At 46.8% G+C, this 15,507-nt stretch carries 16 protein-coding genes and 1 tRNA gene; 10 read left to right on the plus strand and 7 right to left on the minus strand.

What is annotated here, in order from left to right:
• Positions 1-4 precede the first annotated feature (4 nt).
• Together glyQ and ACNFVB_RS11185 are read right to left on the minus strand one after the other, a co-directional pair.
• On the minus strand, positions 5-1,006 hold the full coding sequence (glyQ, locus tag ACNFVB_RS11180) for a glycine--tRNA ligase subunit alpha (RefSeq protein WP_430737551.1): 1,002 nt from the start codon (positions 1,004-1,006) through the stop codon (positions 5-7).
• Positions 1,007-1,718: 712 nt separating this feature from the next.
• Positions 1,719-1,931 carry a PspC domain-containing protein gene (locus ACNFVB_RS11185; RefSeq protein ID WP_075100736.1) on the minus strand — a complete coding sequence of 71 codons (213 nt, stop codon included), beginning with the start codon at positions 1,929-1,931 and terminating at the stop codon, positions 1,719-1,721.
• Between the two features lie 594 nt (positions 1,932-2,525).
• Between ACNFVB_RS11185 and nadR the strand changes: the two genes are divergently transcribed.
• From nadR to ACNFVB_RS11200, 3 genes are all read left to right on the plus strand, one after another.
• The gene (gene nadR / locus ACNFVB_RS11190; protein WP_430737552.1) at positions 2,526-3,572 is read left to right on the plus strand and encodes a multifunctional transcriptional regulator/nicotinamide-nucleotide adenylyltransferase/ribosylnicotinamide kinase NadR; all 1,047 of its coding nucleotides are present in this window, start codon (positions 2,526-2,528) and stop codon (positions 3,570-3,572) included.
• A gap of 166 nt (positions 3,573-3,738) precedes the next feature.
• Positions 3,739-4,470, plus strand: coding sequence for a nicotinamide riboside transporter PnuC (gene pnuC / locus ACNFVB_RS11195; RefSeq protein ID WP_289055106.1), 732 nt, complete (start codon positions 3,739-3,741; stop codon positions 4,468-4,470).
• A gap of 207 nt (positions 4,471-4,677) precedes the next feature.
• Positions 4,678-5,124: a DUF962 domain-containing protein gene (locus ACNFVB_RS11200; RefSeq protein WP_430737553.1), complete on the plus strand. Its 447-nt coding sequence runs from the start codon at positions 4,678-4,680 to the stop codon at positions 5,122-5,124.
• 205 nt (positions 5,125-5,329) lie between these two features.
• Here ACNFVB_RS11200 and ACNFVB_RS11205 read toward each other — a convergent pair whose 3' ends face one another.
• Positions 5,330-5,941, minus strand: a complete 612-nt coding sequence (locus ACNFVB_RS11205) for a nitroreductase family protein (protein ID WP_430737554.1) — start codon at positions 5,939-5,941, stop codon at positions 5,330-5,332.
• Between the two features lie 200 nt (positions 5,942-6,141).
• Positions 6,142-7,080 (minus strand): pirin family protein, encoded by a 939-nt coding sequence (locus ACNFVB_RS11210; protein ID WP_430737555.1) that lies wholly within the window; start codon positions 7,078-7,080, stop codon positions 6,142-6,144.
• 212 nt (positions 7,081-7,292) lie between these two features.
• Here ACNFVB_RS11210 and ACNFVB_RS11215 point away from each other — a divergent pair, with 212 nt between their 5' ends.
• Positions 7,293-7,901, plus strand: a complete 609-nt coding sequence (locus ACNFVB_RS11215) for a YceI family protein (protein WP_430737556.1) — start codon at positions 7,293-7,295, stop codon at positions 7,899-7,901.
• A 286-nt stretch (positions 7,902-8,187) separates the two neighbouring features.
• On the opposite strand, the gene ACNFVB_RS11220 is transcribed toward ACNFVB_RS11215, so the two are convergent.
• Positions 8,188-8,262 (minus strand) — tRNA-Gly (locus ACNFVB_RS11220).
• Between the two features lie 378 nt (positions 8,263-8,640).
• Between ACNFVB_RS11220 and ACNFVB_RS11225 the strand changes: the two genes are divergently transcribed.
• The 4 genes from ACNFVB_RS11225 (at position 8,641) to ACNFVB_RS11240 (ending at position 11,119) form a co-directional block, all read left to right on the plus strand.
• Complete coding sequence (locus ACNFVB_RS11225) at positions 8,641-9,453, plus strand: M48 family metallopeptidase (RefSeq protein WP_430737557.1); 813 nt, start codon at positions 8,641-8,643, stop codon at positions 9,451-9,453.
• A gap of 266 nt (positions 9,454-9,719) precedes the next feature.
• Positions 9,720-10,040, plus strand: coding sequence for a BolA family protein (locus tag ACNFVB_RS11230; RefSeq protein ID WP_430737558.1), 321 nt, complete (start codon positions 9,720-9,722; stop codon positions 10,038-10,040).
• Positions 10,041-10,143: 103 nt separating this feature from the next.
• On the plus strand, positions 10,144-10,503 hold the full coding sequence (locus ACNFVB_RS11235; protein WP_105244101.1) for a SirB2 family protein: 360 nt from the start codon (positions 10,144-10,146) through the stop codon (positions 10,501-10,503).
• A gap of 214 nt (positions 10,504-10,717) precedes the next feature.
• Positions 10,718-11,119 (plus strand): hypothetical protein, encoded by a 402-nt coding sequence (locus ACNFVB_RS11240; protein WP_430737559.1) that lies wholly within the window; start codon positions 10,718-10,720, stop codon positions 11,117-11,119.
• A 116-nt stretch (positions 11,120-11,235) separates the two neighbouring features.
• Here ACNFVB_RS11240 and trxC read toward each other — a convergent pair whose 3' ends face one another.
• Together trxC and ACNFVB_RS11250 are read right to left on the minus strand one after the other, a co-directional pair.
• Positions 11,236-11,676, minus strand: coding sequence for a thioredoxin TrxC (trxC, locus tag ACNFVB_RS11245; protein WP_430737560.1), 441 nt, complete (start codon positions 11,674-11,676; stop codon positions 11,236-11,238).
• Positions 11,677-11,758: 82 nt separating this feature from the next.
• Positions 11,759-12,628, minus strand: a complete 870-nt coding sequence (locus ACNFVB_RS11250) for an MBL fold metallo-hydrolase (RefSeq protein ID WP_192996176.1) — start codon at positions 12,626-12,628, stop codon at positions 11,759-11,761.
• Positions 12,629-13,087: 459 nt separating this feature from the next.
• Between ACNFVB_RS11250 and ACNFVB_RS11255 the strand changes: the two genes are divergently transcribed.
• Positions 13,088-13,543, plus strand: coding sequence for an ArsR/SmtB family transcription factor (locus ACNFVB_RS11255; RefSeq protein ID WP_430737561.1), 456 nt, complete (start codon positions 13,088-13,090; stop codon positions 13,541-13,543).
• 102 nt (positions 13,544-13,645) lie between these two features.
• A complete protein-coding gene (locus ACNFVB_RS11260) occupies positions 13,646-15,355 on the plus strand; it encodes a SulP family inorganic anion transporter (RefSeq protein ID WP_430737562.1) in 1,710 nt (569 codons plus the stop codon).
• Positions 15,356-15,507: the final 152 nt, after the last annotated feature.

Raw genomic sequence — 15,507 nt, forward strand, 5'->3', positions numbered from 1 at the left:
GCTCCTATTTGTCGTTGGTAGATTGGTGGTTGTTGGTGACAGCTTTATCGCCTGTCACATCGCCTGCTGCCGCGTCTTCTTCTGGTGCTTTTGGTAGATACTTATCGAGCGCCGCTTGGCGATGTTCTTCATCAGCCAATGGGAAGCCAAGCTTGGCACGCGCTTCGACATACCCAAAGGCCACTTTGCGCGCCAAGGTACGGACACGCAAAATAAAGCGCTGACGCTCCGTCACAGAAATCGCACCGCGGGCATCAAGTAAATTAAACGCATGAGAGGCTTTGAGTACCATCTCGTAGGCTGGCAGCGGCAATCCTTCGGCCACAAGCTTATCAGCCTGCTGCTCATAAAAATCAAACATCTGCCCCATCATCGGCACATCGGCGTGCTCAAAGTTATAAGCGGACTGCTCCACTTCGTTTTGATGAAAGACATCGCCATAGGTCACGCGGCCAAACTCACCATCCGCCCAAACCAAATCATAGACGCTATCGACGCCCTGTACATACATCGCTAGACGCTCAAGACCGTAAGTAATCTCACCGGTGACTGGAAAGCACTCAATGCCGCCCACTTGCTGAAAATAGGTAAACTGCGTGACTTCCATACCGTTTAGCCAAATCTCCCAGCCTAGCCCCCACGCCCCAAGCGTTGGCGACTCCCAGTTGTCTTCGACAAAACGCACGTCATGAACCAGCGGATCGATACCGATGGCGCGCAGTGAGTCCAAATATAGCTCTTGGATATTGGGCGGGTTGGGTTTTAGCACCACTTGAAACTGGTAATAATGCTGCAAGCGGTTTGGGTTGTCACCGTAGCGGCCGTCTGTCGGGCGGCGTGATGGCTGCACATAAGCGGCATTCCAGCGCTCGGGGCCAAGCGAGCGCAAAAACGTCGCCGTATGAAAGGTACCGGCACCGACTTCCATATCGTAAGGCTGCAAGACCACGCAGCCTTTGTCAGCCCAATAGTTTTGCAAGGTTAGGATGAGATCTTGAAACGTCATCGGTTGAGAATCTTTCGCTTGTGATGTCATAGTTTGGATTGTCATAGTTTGGGGCATCTTAATAAAGCCACTGTGAAATGAGTATTATGAAATATTGATAGCGCTCGTATTGCCTATTCGGCAACGACTCTATTTGCCTGCTCACCTTACTAAAAATTGACCATTTTATCCATATTTACCGCAACTAAATTTATGCTATCTGTCCAAATACCGTGCGCTATGCCCCATATCAAATGGTATCGAGGGTATTTATGTCTATCGAGCAGTGTAGATATAGCACGCACATAAACCCTATACCCATCGCGCTGCCCACATTAAGGCTACCCTATAACCATTTTTTCAATTGACCATAAAGGCAAAAACAAAAAAATACCCAAATGCGTGAGCATCTGGGCAGGAGGAAAAGTATGTCGCTGGTATCCTGATGGGTCAGGCTTTTTGTTTTTTTAGTAACGCTTATTTGGTGACGCTTGTTTTTTGATACAGATTTTAATATAAGTTTTAAGCAAAGCTGGGTAACAAACCGTTTGTATAGTTAGCTAAATGTAAAACTGTTATGGATTTAAACGCGCTACTGGTATAAATTTTACTTGCGTGCTGCGTTCCCAGAGGCTGCGCAACCTACATTTAAAAACAGCATCCCAGTAGCGCTATGACATTTTTAGAGTGTATCGACTATATGTCAATCTATGAAATATCAGCCTATTGGGCGCTACTGATAAGACTCATGAGTGGCTTTTGGCATGATAATCCATAAAATAATATAAATTAAGATACCTGGAACCGCCGCACTCAGTGAAGACACAATCACAAACAATACTCTTACCCAAGTAGGCGACCAACCGACGTATTCTGCGATACCGCCCATCACCCCTGCTATCATACGATTGTTTTGCGAGCGATGTAATTTTGCTAATTTAGCCAAATCCAATACCTCTCTATTTTATGTTTTCTATTTCTTGTTATTTCAACCTAGATAAAAGAGCGCTGTTTTTACCTTATATTCTGTGCATTATATTTTTTATCTTATGTCTTTTAGTTAGGCTAAATCTGTAGCCTTTCTAACTTGCAAATCAGTATAGCAACTATTTTCTTATGGTCTGTTGAAGATGTACCAGTGCTTTGTGAGTTTATGCTACCTAAGCTTGCCCTAATCTGTCCTAACTGCCTGTAAGCTACTGATTTTAAATAATTATTTCAAAATGTTTCAGAAGCGGGTTTGTTGCCAAAACCTTATTTTTACGGCCTACCTACTTTAAAATACCAAGCACAATCAAATAGATACGCTTATATACTTTTACCGGTTATACTGATACTGGTTAGGAGCGTATCGATCTTATTTCAAACTGACGATACCCTAGCCACATTGTTTTATCACCGATTAACGCCTGTTTAATAAAAACAACCTTTATCAGCGCTTGTTTACAATAACCTACCTGTAAATCGACCAAAACCTTTATACCATGCAGATTGTCTTACTTTTATAAAAACGCTTACTAACAAACCAACAAGGATTGCTATGTACGACACGGGGTTGATGATTGGTCATTTTGAACCACTACATTTGGGGCAAATGCGCAGTATTTTGGAGGCCGCAGGGCAAGCTAAAATACTACATATCGTCATCACAGCGCACCCAACGCCGCATCCAGACTTTAGCATTACGTTACAAGACAAGGCGCGCTGGCTACAGATGGCCTGTGCTGACTTGCCTTTTATTCACATTCACACCACCCATGAGATTGCCCTGCCGCTTCATGACAGCTTTGATGAGGTGCACATCGATATCCCAGCCAGCAATGCCAAGCTGCATCGTCTGAGCCAAACGCTCGCGTTGCCTGCAGAAGCGGTGCTATTTGTGGCACAAAACCATCCTTTAGCCCAACCCCATATCACAGAACACCTGCAGATGCCCGTGGTGACGACGGCGCTACAGCCCGCGTTTGACTCATATGCCATCGCTCGCGATCCTGTCGCCCATTGGTCAGCGATTCACCCGCAAGCGCGCGGTGATTACACAAAGACGGTCGCTATCGTCGGCGGTGAAAGCTCAGGAAAAACAACCTTGGTACACAAGCTTGCCAACTATTATGGCGCAAGCTTTGCGTTAGAGATGGGACGTTTATACGTCGGTACGGACTTGGGTGGCAGCGAGATTGGGCTACAGTATAGTGACTATGGCCCCATCGCCCTCAATCATGCTCAGGCGATTCGAGAGGCCGCAGCCGTAGCGACTGCCCCTGTGACCATTGTCGATACTGATTTTGTGACCACGCAGGCGTTTTGTGAGGAGTACGAAGGTCGTAGCCACCCGTTTGTGGCCGCATGTATCGATGAGTTTCGCTTGGACCATACCATCATGCTAGACAACAATACGCCATGGGTAGATGACGGCATGCGCTCACTGGGCACCCCTGAGGCGCGCGGGCGCTTTGAGCAGCGGCTGGTCGATATCTTTTCCCGCCATGGTATTGAGCCACATTTGATCGATGCGCCTGATTATGATGCTCGCTATAAGCAAGCGTTACGTTTTATCGATCGATACGTCTATAACAAAAACCAATAAACAAAGCGCGGTGAGTCAACGCCAAATAAAAAACAGATAAAGCAAAAGACAAACAAAGTAAAAATACAGAATAAAAACAGCATATTATAAAAGAAGTGGCTTGTAAAAAAGTCAAAACCACAACGGTCAAACAAGCCGCTCCCAACATTTATTTTAGGAAAAACCTATGCGTATTCAGCTATTAGACAATATCACTGGTAAGTGGGCCATGCAGTGGATCATCACTTGGTTTATCTGCGGCGTGATTGCCTTATCAGCAGGCTTTTGGTTGACCACCGATCATACCACCCTAGATTGGTTTTATTTGGCGGTGTCCTTGATCGGCTTGATTTGTGTGGTATCGCTATCATTTCGCAAAAACGTCTTGGGCAATGGCTTTGGCATGGCCGCTACTGCAGGTGAAGTGGTGGTGCAGGCAACCTCGGGCGCGGTGGGTTTGATGCTGGCGCCTTTATTTAACTTTTTCACCCATGTCTATGGTATTTTTTATTGGTCAAAGCACACCGACCCTGACGGCGACATGATACCCAAGTCTGCCAGCAAAGCCGTTTGGCTGATTACCATTGCCTTTATTGTGATTGGGTTGGCGCTATTCCCTACCGTCAACGACCTTTTAGCCAGCTATGGTTATGCGGTGGTTGAAGACGACAACAGTCTGTTTTTAGGCTTTATTTCCTTTTTTTGGATCAATGTCATCGCCTTTGTACTCTCAATCACCGCCCAAGCCGCCATGATTTTGCGCTATTCGTTTAACTGGTGGCTGTGGATTATCGTCAATTTTGTTTGGCTCATTGTCAATCTTATGTCTGGCAACTACATTTTTGCCATTCAGACCATGATCTATCAAGTCAACTCCTTTATCGGTCTGTATGAATGGCATCGTAGCGAGAGAAGCTAATATACTGAAATAATAGGGCTTAGATGACTCAGACTATTTAGATGGCTTAGACGCCTTTGATAGACCCTATCGCATCTAGGATAAAGCTGACTGAACCGCCTATCAGATACTATGGTAGAGAAGTCCAATTAGTGCTACAAATGATACTAGAGGCGCTCTGATATGAGAGAGGAGTGTCGTATCTTAATGACTAACAAGGAGGTTAGTATGTCTCGTCGTCCGCCCCGCCTGTCAAAACGCACACTTGAGCAGTGGCTCAGTGAGTACTCTGTCAGCCACCAAAACCTAATCAACAAAAAAATACATTGGCTCTGCGTGCCGAGCATCTTTGTCAGTTTGCTTGGGATGGGTATGTCGCTATCTGTTTGGTTTACCTTAGTGCTTAGTGCCTTGGTCTTGCTGTTCTACATGCGTTTGTCCACGCCATTATTTTTGGCGATGGGCATGTTTATCCTTATCTGCCTGTCTGTCATGACCTTACTACCGTGGGGCTTTAAGGTCTGGGCAGGTGTCTTTGTTGTGGCTTGGATTGGGCAGTTTATCGGTCATAAAATCGAAGGCAAAAAACCCTCATTTTTTGAAGACTTACAGTTTTTATTAATTGGGCCTGCATGGGTGGCCAATAGCCTGATGGGTGACAAAACCAGTAGCTAACTCTCCGGTGGAGCGCGTTATGTGCTCAGGGCTGGTGTTCTGACGGTTTTTATACCGATTATTTTCGTTTATATGGTTTTATCCTTACTCTAGCCATGCTGTACGACGACAAATCGCTTGATTTCTTCACCCTAAAAAAGCGCCACCCATGAGCTGGATGGCGCTTTTTTGGTTTTTTATCTCTTACACTACCGAGCTTTGGTGCTTATTTACCAAACACCTTCATACGCTCTTCTACTGGCTTAAACTCTTTGTCACCAGCTGGCTGTTCGATGGCACCAAATACCATCTGCGCGTTTAGTTCCCAATCATCAGCGATATTCCAAGTATTGGCAACTTGCTGGTCAATCACTGGATTATAATGCTGCAAGTTGGCGCCAACATCGATACTTGCCAATGCCGTCCAAATCACATACTGATGCATGGCGCTGGTCTGATGTGCCCAGATTGGGAATTTGTCCGCATATAAAGGGGCCGCTTCTTGCATGCTTCTGACCACACCTTTGTCTTCAAAAAACAATATCGTACCAGCACCGGCTTTAAAGCCTGCGATTTTATCTTTTGTACCTTGAAATTTCTCGTCGTCACCCACGATGACCTTCAATGTCTCTTCGGTGATGTCCCACAGTTTTTGATGATCCTCATCGAACAAGACAACGATACGAGCTGACTGAGAGTTGAAGGAGGAAGGCGTGTGTAAAATAGCGTGCTCTACCAATTTTACAATCTCATCCTTAGAGACTGGTAGTTGATCGCTCAAGGCATAGATAGAGCGGCGTTTTTCGGCAAGATTTTGTAAGGTGGTTAGCTCTGACATAATAAGACTCCGTCGAGTTAAATATTTAGGTTGTATACAAAGTATGTGTTTTAAAATGAGTCGATAGTAAAAATAGTAAAACTTGCTTGATCGTCATTCGATTGTAAAAGCAACACCGACCGATCTATATTCAAATTTTGTAAAAAATCTTCACAATAACGTGAATCATAAAAGATAAGTTAACAATCTGTATTCTCAAATCATCCTTTAAAACCGTCTGGCAGCGCTGGAGCGGGCAGACGTTTCATATCAGAGTCGACATTACCAAAGCGCTCGTGGCCATTGTTCCAATCGAGGATAGACTGCTCAATCTCTTCTTTATTATCAGCGGCAAAGTTCCACCACAGCAGCACTTGATTGTTTAATGGTTCACCGCCGATAAACATCACCCGTGTGCCTTTTTTGGCGACCAGCCTGATGCTTTCGTTATTTTCGACATCACTATCGTGGAAGCGAAATAGCTGGTCTTGCTCACAGATTTTGCCTTCAGACTCAACCTGCCCTTCGCTGACCAAGATACCGTATTCAAAACCAGACTCTAGCGTTAGGGTGACCTCGCCATCCTCTAGCCAGTACACATCGATACCGACCATTTTGGAGTACTGTATCGTTGGCGCCTCGTAGCGCTCGCCTGTGACGCTGGTGTAGTTGCCCGTGGTCAATATCATCTCTACATTATTTCCCGTCCACGTCGGTAGCTCTGGATAGTGATGAAAGCCGCGCTCGATTTTTTGGTCTGTCGGTAGAGCAATCCACAGCTGCACCATACTCAGCGCACGCGCCGCATCTGGCGAGCCGCCTGTATCAGGAAAGACACTTTGCTCGGTATGACTGATGCCTTGGGTCAACCCCGTACCTGCGGTCATAACGTTGACTTGGTTTTTGGTAATTACTTGCTCGTTGCCCAAGCTGTCTTTGTGCAGCACTTCGCCATCTAACATCCAGCTAAAGGTTTGCAAATTGGTATGCGGATGACGACCCACTTGCATGCCAGCCTCACCGTCCTCAAACTCAGCAGGGCCTGCGTGATCCAAAAAGCACCACGCACCGATCGGTTTTTTGCCAGTATTAGGTAACAGACGGGCGATAGGAATACCGCCAACATCGGCCAAACGCGGCTCTAGGGTTTTAATACTCATGACTCACCTCTTACTATACAGCATACAAGTGTTACAAAAAGCAACGAATAGACACATTTATAATAGACATTAGCGCTCAAATGTCCTATTTTTTTGCTAAACTTAACTATAGCACCTATAAGCACTACTTAACGGAAATAAATGAAAAAACGTTAAGCCAATGCGCTCTTTTCTTTACCATAATTCTCGATCACAAATAAGGATAATGAACCATGATGCTCCCTTCTATCAAACAAGCCAATCGTGCCTTCGCCTTCGCTGCTATCAGCGCCCTTGGCATGATGAGCATTGTCGGTCAGGCAGCGACCTATGAGCTGGACCCTAAGCATACCGCGGTGCGCTTTTTTGTCGATCATTTTGGCACCTCGACCAATGCTGGTGGCTTTTATAACCTCTCAGGCATTCTGGAGTACGCACCCAAAGAACAAAAAGGCTTTATCGGCATCACCATTCCGATGGGCAGCTTGAGCACAGGTATCAAAGAGTTTGATGGTCATTTAAAATCTGCGGATTTCTTTAATGTCAAAGAGCATCCAACTGCTTATTTTAAATCTACCAATTGGCAGTTTGATGGTAATAAAGTCAAATCAGTCACAGGCGACTTAACACTACTGGGTCAGACGCATCCTGTGACCCTGACAGCCACTAAGTTTAACTGCTATGACAACCCAATGCTAAACGCTGAAGTGTGCGGCGGCGATTTTGAAACCACCATCGACAGAACCAAGTGGGGTATCGATACTTATACCGACGGCGGTATGATGAAAAACATCAAACTGGTCGTTCAGGTAGAAGGCAGTAAAAAGGCCGATCTCAAGTAACGACCGCTTGTCTTATAAAGATCATATAGTCGATTAGAGATAAAACAGATACACGATATGTACTACAATTAAGCTGAGTTTTTAACTCAGCTTTTTTGACGGTATAAAGATTTAATTTATGATGTCTCGTATGTTACTTAGTATGCGCGCTTACTCTAAAATACGTATGTCAATTCATCCGTAATTTGTAACCGCTTTTGCGTAAGCTTTGATCAGCTGCCAAATTTCACCCATAAAAAAAGCCTCACAATAATGTGAGGCTTTAGTGCTCTAACAGAGCCATATTTGGAGCGGGATAAGAGATTCGAACTCTCGACCCCAACCTTGGCAAGGTTATGCTCTACCACTGAGCTAATCCCGCTAAACATCGAATCGCGTCATTGTTAACAACAACTCCGTCTCGATAGGCTGGCTATTTTAGCAAAAATTCTAAGCCTGTCAACACCTTTTTTGGCATTTTTTGCAGATATTTTCGCTGCCAACCTTTATTTACCAGCGATTCTGTTATAAACGTTTGATTTTACAATGAGTATTATCAGCCAGTTTTTCTAAAATATTTTAGCAAATAAAGGGCTGGACTTGCTGGGCTCACGGCTATGCATGTCTATCACTGTGTTTGGGCGCGCTGTTTACTTACAATCATAGGGTGTACTGTTACTTTTTCTGTCTTGGTTTTGGCTTATTAACATTATTATACTTTGTGCAACTTTATTTATTATTTACAGTGAGGATGTTTATTATGAAAAAATTACTGACCACAACTGTCATGGCCGCGTCTTTATCGGCGCTGACACTGACTGGCTGTAGTAGCACCACCAATACTGGCGCGGTGGGCGTTGATCGCCAGCAGTTGCTCTTGGTCTCTAATGAGCAGGTGTTACAATTATCAGCGCAAAGCTATGCAAAGACCTTGCAAGAAGCAAAAGCTCGCGGTTTGCTCGATACCAATAGGGCCCAGCTCAATCGCCTCAAAAACATCTCCAACCGTCTGATCGGGCAAGTCGGCGTCTATCGTCCTGATGCGGCAAAGTGGCCATGGGAAGTACACACGATCAAATCAAATCAGCTCAACGCTTTTGTGATGCCAGGTGGCAAAATCATGTTTTATTCAGGCATCATCGATCGCCTCAATCTGACCGATGATGAAATCGCTGCCATCATGGGACATGAGATGTCTCACGCATTACGTGAGCACTCACGCGAGCGTATCTCCCGCCAATACGCCACTCAAACGGGCATCGGCGTCGCCGCTAGTATCTTTGGTCTCTCGCAAGGTCAGGCGCAGCTAGCCAATGTCGCCGGTGACCTAGGCCTGAGTCGTCCGCATGGTCGTACTCAAGAAGCAGAAGCCGACCAGATTGGCCTTGAGCTAATGGCTCGCGCAGGCTACAACCCGCAGGCCGCGATTAGCTTATGGCAAAAAATGCAGCGCGCCAGCCAAGGCGAGCCGCCGCAGTTTTTGAGCACTCACCCAAGCAGCAGCAATCGCATTGCCCAGTTGCAGTCATTGATGCCCAAAGTCGTGCCGCTTTACCAAAAAGCACGCCGCTAATCATCATTTAGCATGACTGATTAGATTGACTGTCAAGCAGAGTACAGACCACGGTTTGTATTCTGCTTTTTTTATAAAAGTGGCCATACTCCATTATCTGCTGAATGATAAGGCGTGCGCATCAGTGTCTGCTATAATAACCTCATGCATCGCCGCAAGACGCTAATACGTCATCGGTGCCCATACCTCATCAAACACCACTTTATTACGTAACACTTTATCAAATACTACCTTATCAAACCATATCGCGTAAAAGGATGCTATCCATGAATACCACGCCTACCGCTGATACCCTCTATGCTGAGCTACAGAGCTTGCAGCCGCAGCATATCGAGCTGATTAACGAATCGATGAATCATGCAGGCTACTTTGATGGCAAAGAAAGTCATTTTAAACTCACTATCGTAAGCGATGCCTTTGAGGGCAAGCGTTTGGTCGCTCGCCATCAACTGGTTTATGGCTTGGTCGCGCCCCTACTGACCTCGCAAGGTGGCTCGGTGTATGCCTTAGCCATACATGCCTATACGCCAACAGAATGGCAAGGGCAAAGCCCAGATAGCCCCTTGTGTGCTGGTCAAAACAGCTGAGCCATCGACAGAATAACAGAATAATCAACCATGACTGCGCGTCGTATGAACGTTGTGACGGTAGCGCTGCGTGATTGGATCACCTCAGAGGGAAGGATATTTAATGAAACATTTACATATGCTGATGGCCGTCCTGACCATCGTTCTGTTTTTATATCAAAGCTATCTGGTATTGAGTGCCAATAGACGCGCCCCAAAGGCGGTGAAGATAGCCACGCACATCATTTATGCGCTTGTCATCGGCTCAGGTGCCATCATGTTGATGCAGCTAATGAGTGCCAACGCCCCTGTGCAGTGGGTGTTTGCCAAGGTTATTTTGTTAATCGCTGCCATCAGTGCCAGTATAAAAGCCTTTAATAACCATGCAACGCCCGGCCAAAGAAAAACGGGGATTTTGATCTCGGCGATCGCCTACGCAGGTATCGTGATACTTGCTGTGGTCAAACCAGCCAACTTATTTTAAGGCACTGTTTACGGAGGCTGCGCAAAATTCATCCCAGTAGCGCTTTGGAACTTATGACAGTTTTGTTTGCAACTGACTATAGCTGGCATATTTCATAAATGACATATTTTTCAATATCTTAATCTGTTTATTTTTGCTATCTTAAATATAAACAACGGCGTTTATCACAGATCTTGCTGTTTATATACCCCCTATCTTGCCTTATGGAGCCACTATGAAAACTCTCTTTTCCGCGACATTACTGGTCTCAGCAGGCATTTTTGCGCTTGCAGGCTGCGCCTCGACTGGCAATATTACCCCGCAGTATGTGCCGCCCAGCACCTACCAAAACTATGACTGCCAAGCGCTGAGCCAGGAGTACAACCGTATCAATCGCTATGTTGAGACTGCGCGCAATCAGCAGTCGACCATCGCTGCCTCTGGCGTGGGGGTCGGCGTCTCAGCAGGCCGCTGGGGTATCTCACCCAATATCAGTTTTGGCCTGGGAAAAAGCAACAATACCAAAGCCCGCGATGCCAAGCTATCACGGCTCTACGGCGAGCGTGATGCCGTTGTTCAGTCCGCACGCATCCAGCGCTGCAGCTTTGCCAATGGCATCAAGATATATGGCGAATAAACAAACTATGGTGAGTTGATATATGTCAAATCGATAAAATATCATCGTTGCTCATACGACCATAAAAAAGCCAATACGCGATCAACGTATTGGCTTTTTTGGAGGACATCTAGTGGTTATGATTGCAGGCTTTGTACCCACTGCACGATTTGCTGACTGGGTAGCGCGCCTGACTGCCGCGCAATCTCTTTACCACCTCTAAAGGCTACCATCGTCGGTAAGCTGCGTATACGATAAGGGGCGGCAGCTTGTTCGTACTTATCGGTTTGCAATTTGGCAAAGACTACTTTTGGCAATTGACTGGCAGCCTCTTTAAACTGCGGCGCCATCATCAGGCACGGCTGACACCAGCTCGCCCAAAAATCCACGATGGTCAATACCTCATTTTTTTGAATGACTTTATTGACGGTTTGTGCGCTCAGCTCATGTGCGCTGCCTGTCAATAATGGCTGACGACAGCGACCACAGTTTGGCGCAGCAGTCAGCCGCGCTGCTGGTATACGGTTGGTCGCTTGGCAGTGTGGGCAGACCAGATGCAGGTGTTGTTCATTCATCATCAAACTCCTTTTTTAGCCCTTATGATTTTTGCGGCGTATGTGTTTGCTACTTTTAAATATAGCATAACTTTACATGCTGCCATTATCCCAGCGCATTGATGGGTACTTTAAGATAACGGGTGCCATTGGCTTCTGGTTGCGGAAAATTCCCTGCATCGATATTGACCTGTACAGCCGGAATAATCAGACGCGGCATCGAAAGCGTGGCATCACGCCGCTCACGCATCTGCACAAACTCTGCTTCGTTGATACCGTCTTTGACATGAATATTGCCCATTTTTTGGGCGGCAACCGTGGTCGTGGGGCAGTGTTTGCGTCCTTTGCTCGGATAGTCATGACACAGATACATGATGGTATCTTCGGGAAGCGCCAGCAACTTTTGGATAGAGTGATACAGAATCTTGGCATCACCACCTGGGAAGTCACAACGCGCCGTGCCGACATCGGGGGCAAACAACGTGTCTCCGACAAACACCACGGTTTTTTCGGCATCGGCTGCCAGATAGGCCATATCTGCACGCGTATGACCTGGCACATACATCGCTGTGATGGTGATGTCACCAAGCGCTAAAGTATCGCCGTCGTCTGTCAAAATGTCGAACTGACTGGCATCGGTACGAAAACTCATGTCAAAGTTAAAAATTTGCTTAAATATTTTTTGCACTTCCGTGATGTGCTGACCGATGACGAGCTGCCCGCCGAGTGTTTCTTTGACATGGATAGCCGCAGATATATGATCGGCGTGGGCGTGGGTTTCGATGATATACACCAGCTCCCAGCCCTGCTCGCGGACAAAGGCGATGACCTCATCGACACTACTGGTAGCGGTGTGACCAGACTTGGCATCAAAATCCAATACAGGATCGATGATGGCACATAACTTGTGTTGGACATCGGCCAGTACGTGCGTATAGGTCTCAGTATCGCTATGTAAGAAAGAATGAACTTGCATGGCAGCCTCGCTATCAGAATGTTTCATCTATAAATATTTTTAACCTATAAATAATAGTTAAGTATGATATCGAGTCGTATATAATGTTTACACAGTTGCCGACTCACTTATGGTGTTAATATAGCAACTCCCATACATTTTATCAATTTATATAATGTAATTAACGATAACTTGCTATCATTGATGATATCATTGATAATTAACCATATATTTATTAGGGCGTGTTGAACATTCGCAAATAGGCACTGCTGATCGCTAAAATTGTTCCAGACAAGGCACAAAGCGACGATAATGCAGATGCCTTAGCGAGATTTGTAACGCAGTATGGGGCAATTTTAGCATCAGCCCGCAGGGACAGGACTCTTTTTTGCCGCTTCATCGTTAAAAATAAGCGCTTAGAATGACTAAACTTATTATTTTTAACATCGAATCGCCTAAAAAATAGTCGCTGTCAGTGCCATGGTCGAATGTTCAACACGCCCTAATGTCACCGAGATAATTATTGCTATTTATAAGGAGCTCACTCTGACTACTTCTACTTCAGCATCGAGTGCATCCATTCAGAGTACGAATGAGGATGCATCCACACATCCAGCAGACTTTGTCCCTGCCGATCTTGCCAAGCAGATGCAACAAGCCTCTATGCAAGCCAGCCAACTATTAAAGTCGCTCTCGCACCCTGATCGCTTGCTGCTGCTGTGTCAGCTCACCCAAGGTGAATACTGCGTCAGTGAGCTTGAAGGTTTGGTCGGCGTTGGACAGCCCAGCTTGTCGCAGCAACTCGGTATCTTGCGCAAAGATGAGCTGGTCACGACCCGCCGCGAAGGCAAACAGATCTACTATCGTATCGCAAGTGAGGATGCGCTGGCGGTCTTAAATCTGCTGTACCAACGTTTTTGTGCCAAAACCGACTAGCCACAGTCAATCAATAGCCGTTCACAGAAGCGGACGGCCACTATCACTTGATGGCGCTGCTATCTTTTGGTGTCGAAATATTTTTTAAGATGATGTACTGATATGTCTTCTATCGCTGCTCGCCTGACTCCCACGTGGCTACGCCAATACCAGCTAGCCACCTTGCCAACTGACGTCATCGCCGGATTGGTCGTGGGCGTGCTTGTCATTCCGCAGAGCCTCGGCTACGCAGTATTGGCAGGATTACCACCTGTGTATGGTCTGTATGCGGCGATTGTGCCAGTCATTGTCTATGCTTGGCTGGGCTCGAGCAATGTCCAAGCGGTCGGTCCTGTCGCCATCACGGCTATTATGACGGCAAGTAGCTTACTGCCCTATGCCGATAAAGGCGCTGAGCAGTACGCCTTGATGGCGAGCCTATTGGCGTTTATGGTAGGAGCGCTGCTCTGGGTAGCCGGACGTCTCAAGCTCGGCTGGATCATGCAGTTCATCAGCCGCGGGGTCTCGGCAGGCTTTGTCAGCGGTGCAGCGGTGCTTATTTTTGTCAGTCAGCTGAAGTATTTGACCGCTATTCCAGTCGCAGGTAGTAGCTTGATTGGCTATCTGTCTAGCCTGCAGATGTACGCGCGCCAGCTGCATCCTCTGACCTTGCTCATCGGTGTCATCGCCTTTGCTCTTTTGGTAGCGAACCGCTATGCCAGCAAGTGGGTCTGGCGTACGTGGCTGTCAGCGTCATCGGCTAAATGGGCCGAGCGCTTATTTCCTCTGATTTTGCTCGGTGTGGCGATCATACTGAGTATGTCGCTACATTGGGGCGCGCTGGGGGTTGCGACCATCGGCAGTATCCCGCAAGGGCTGCCAAGCTTCACACTACCGCATCTGCCCGATGTGCAAGAAGCGCTCAAGCTTTTGCCCACTGCAGGGCTGATGGCACTGATTGTCTTTGTGTCCAGTAGCTCTGTGGCGAGCACTTATGCACGCTTGCGCGGTGAGCGTTTCGATGCCAACCGTGAGCTAACTGGTCTTGGGCTGGCCAACTTATCTGGCGGTCTGTTTCAGAGCTTTGCGGTCGCTGGCGGGTTTTCGCGTACCGCTATCAACGTCGACTCAGGGGCCAAAACGCCAATGGCCAGCCTCGTCACTGTGGTGGTGATGATCGCCGCGCTGATCGCTTTTGGTAATGCACTCGCGCCGCTACCTTATGCGCTGCTAGGAGCGACCATCATGGCCTCTATCATTGGGCTCATCGATATCGATACCCTAAAGTCGGCGTGGCAGCGAGATCGTTTGGATGCCGCTAGCTTTATTGCAGCGTTTGCAGGCGTACTGATATTTGGCCTAAATACAGGACTGGTCATCGGTCTGATGGTGTCTTTTGCCAGCCTTATCTGGCAATCAAGTAAGCCGCACGTGGCGATCGTCGGTCAGTTGGGCGGCACTGGTCACTTTCGCAATATCAATCGTCATGATGTGGTGACTTTTGATAATTTGTTGCTACTGCGTATCGATGAAAGCTTATTTTTTGGCAACAGCGAATCGGTGCACCTGCGCATTTTAAAGGCATTACAACAATACCCTGAGGCGCGCGAGCTTATCTTAATCATGTCTGCTGTCAATCATATCGACCTGACCGCCCAAGAGATGCTCAGTACGCTCAACAAAGAGCTGGCACAACAACATAAACGTCTGCACTTTAGCTTTGTGAAGGGGCCTGTCATGGATGTCATCGGCCATACACCGCTCATCACCGAGCTATCAGGGCAGGTCTATCTCAGTACACTAGACGCGGTCAATGCGTTGACAGCGCGCTAGCGGGCGGCTGGTATGTATGATTTTATAGTTGCAAGCTGCTGTTTGCCGCTTTGTTTTTACGACATCGCATCAATCACTGGTGTCACTGGCAATAAAATATCGTTATGATAGGATATAAAGCAGGCTATTTTTTGTATAGACAAATAAATTAA

Source organism: Psychrobacter sp. VH5, from assembly GCF_050572635.1.
GTDB classification, from domain to species: domain Bacteria; phylum Pseudomonadota; class Gammaproteobacteria; order Pseudomonadales; family Moraxellaceae; genus Psychrobacter; species Psychrobacter celer.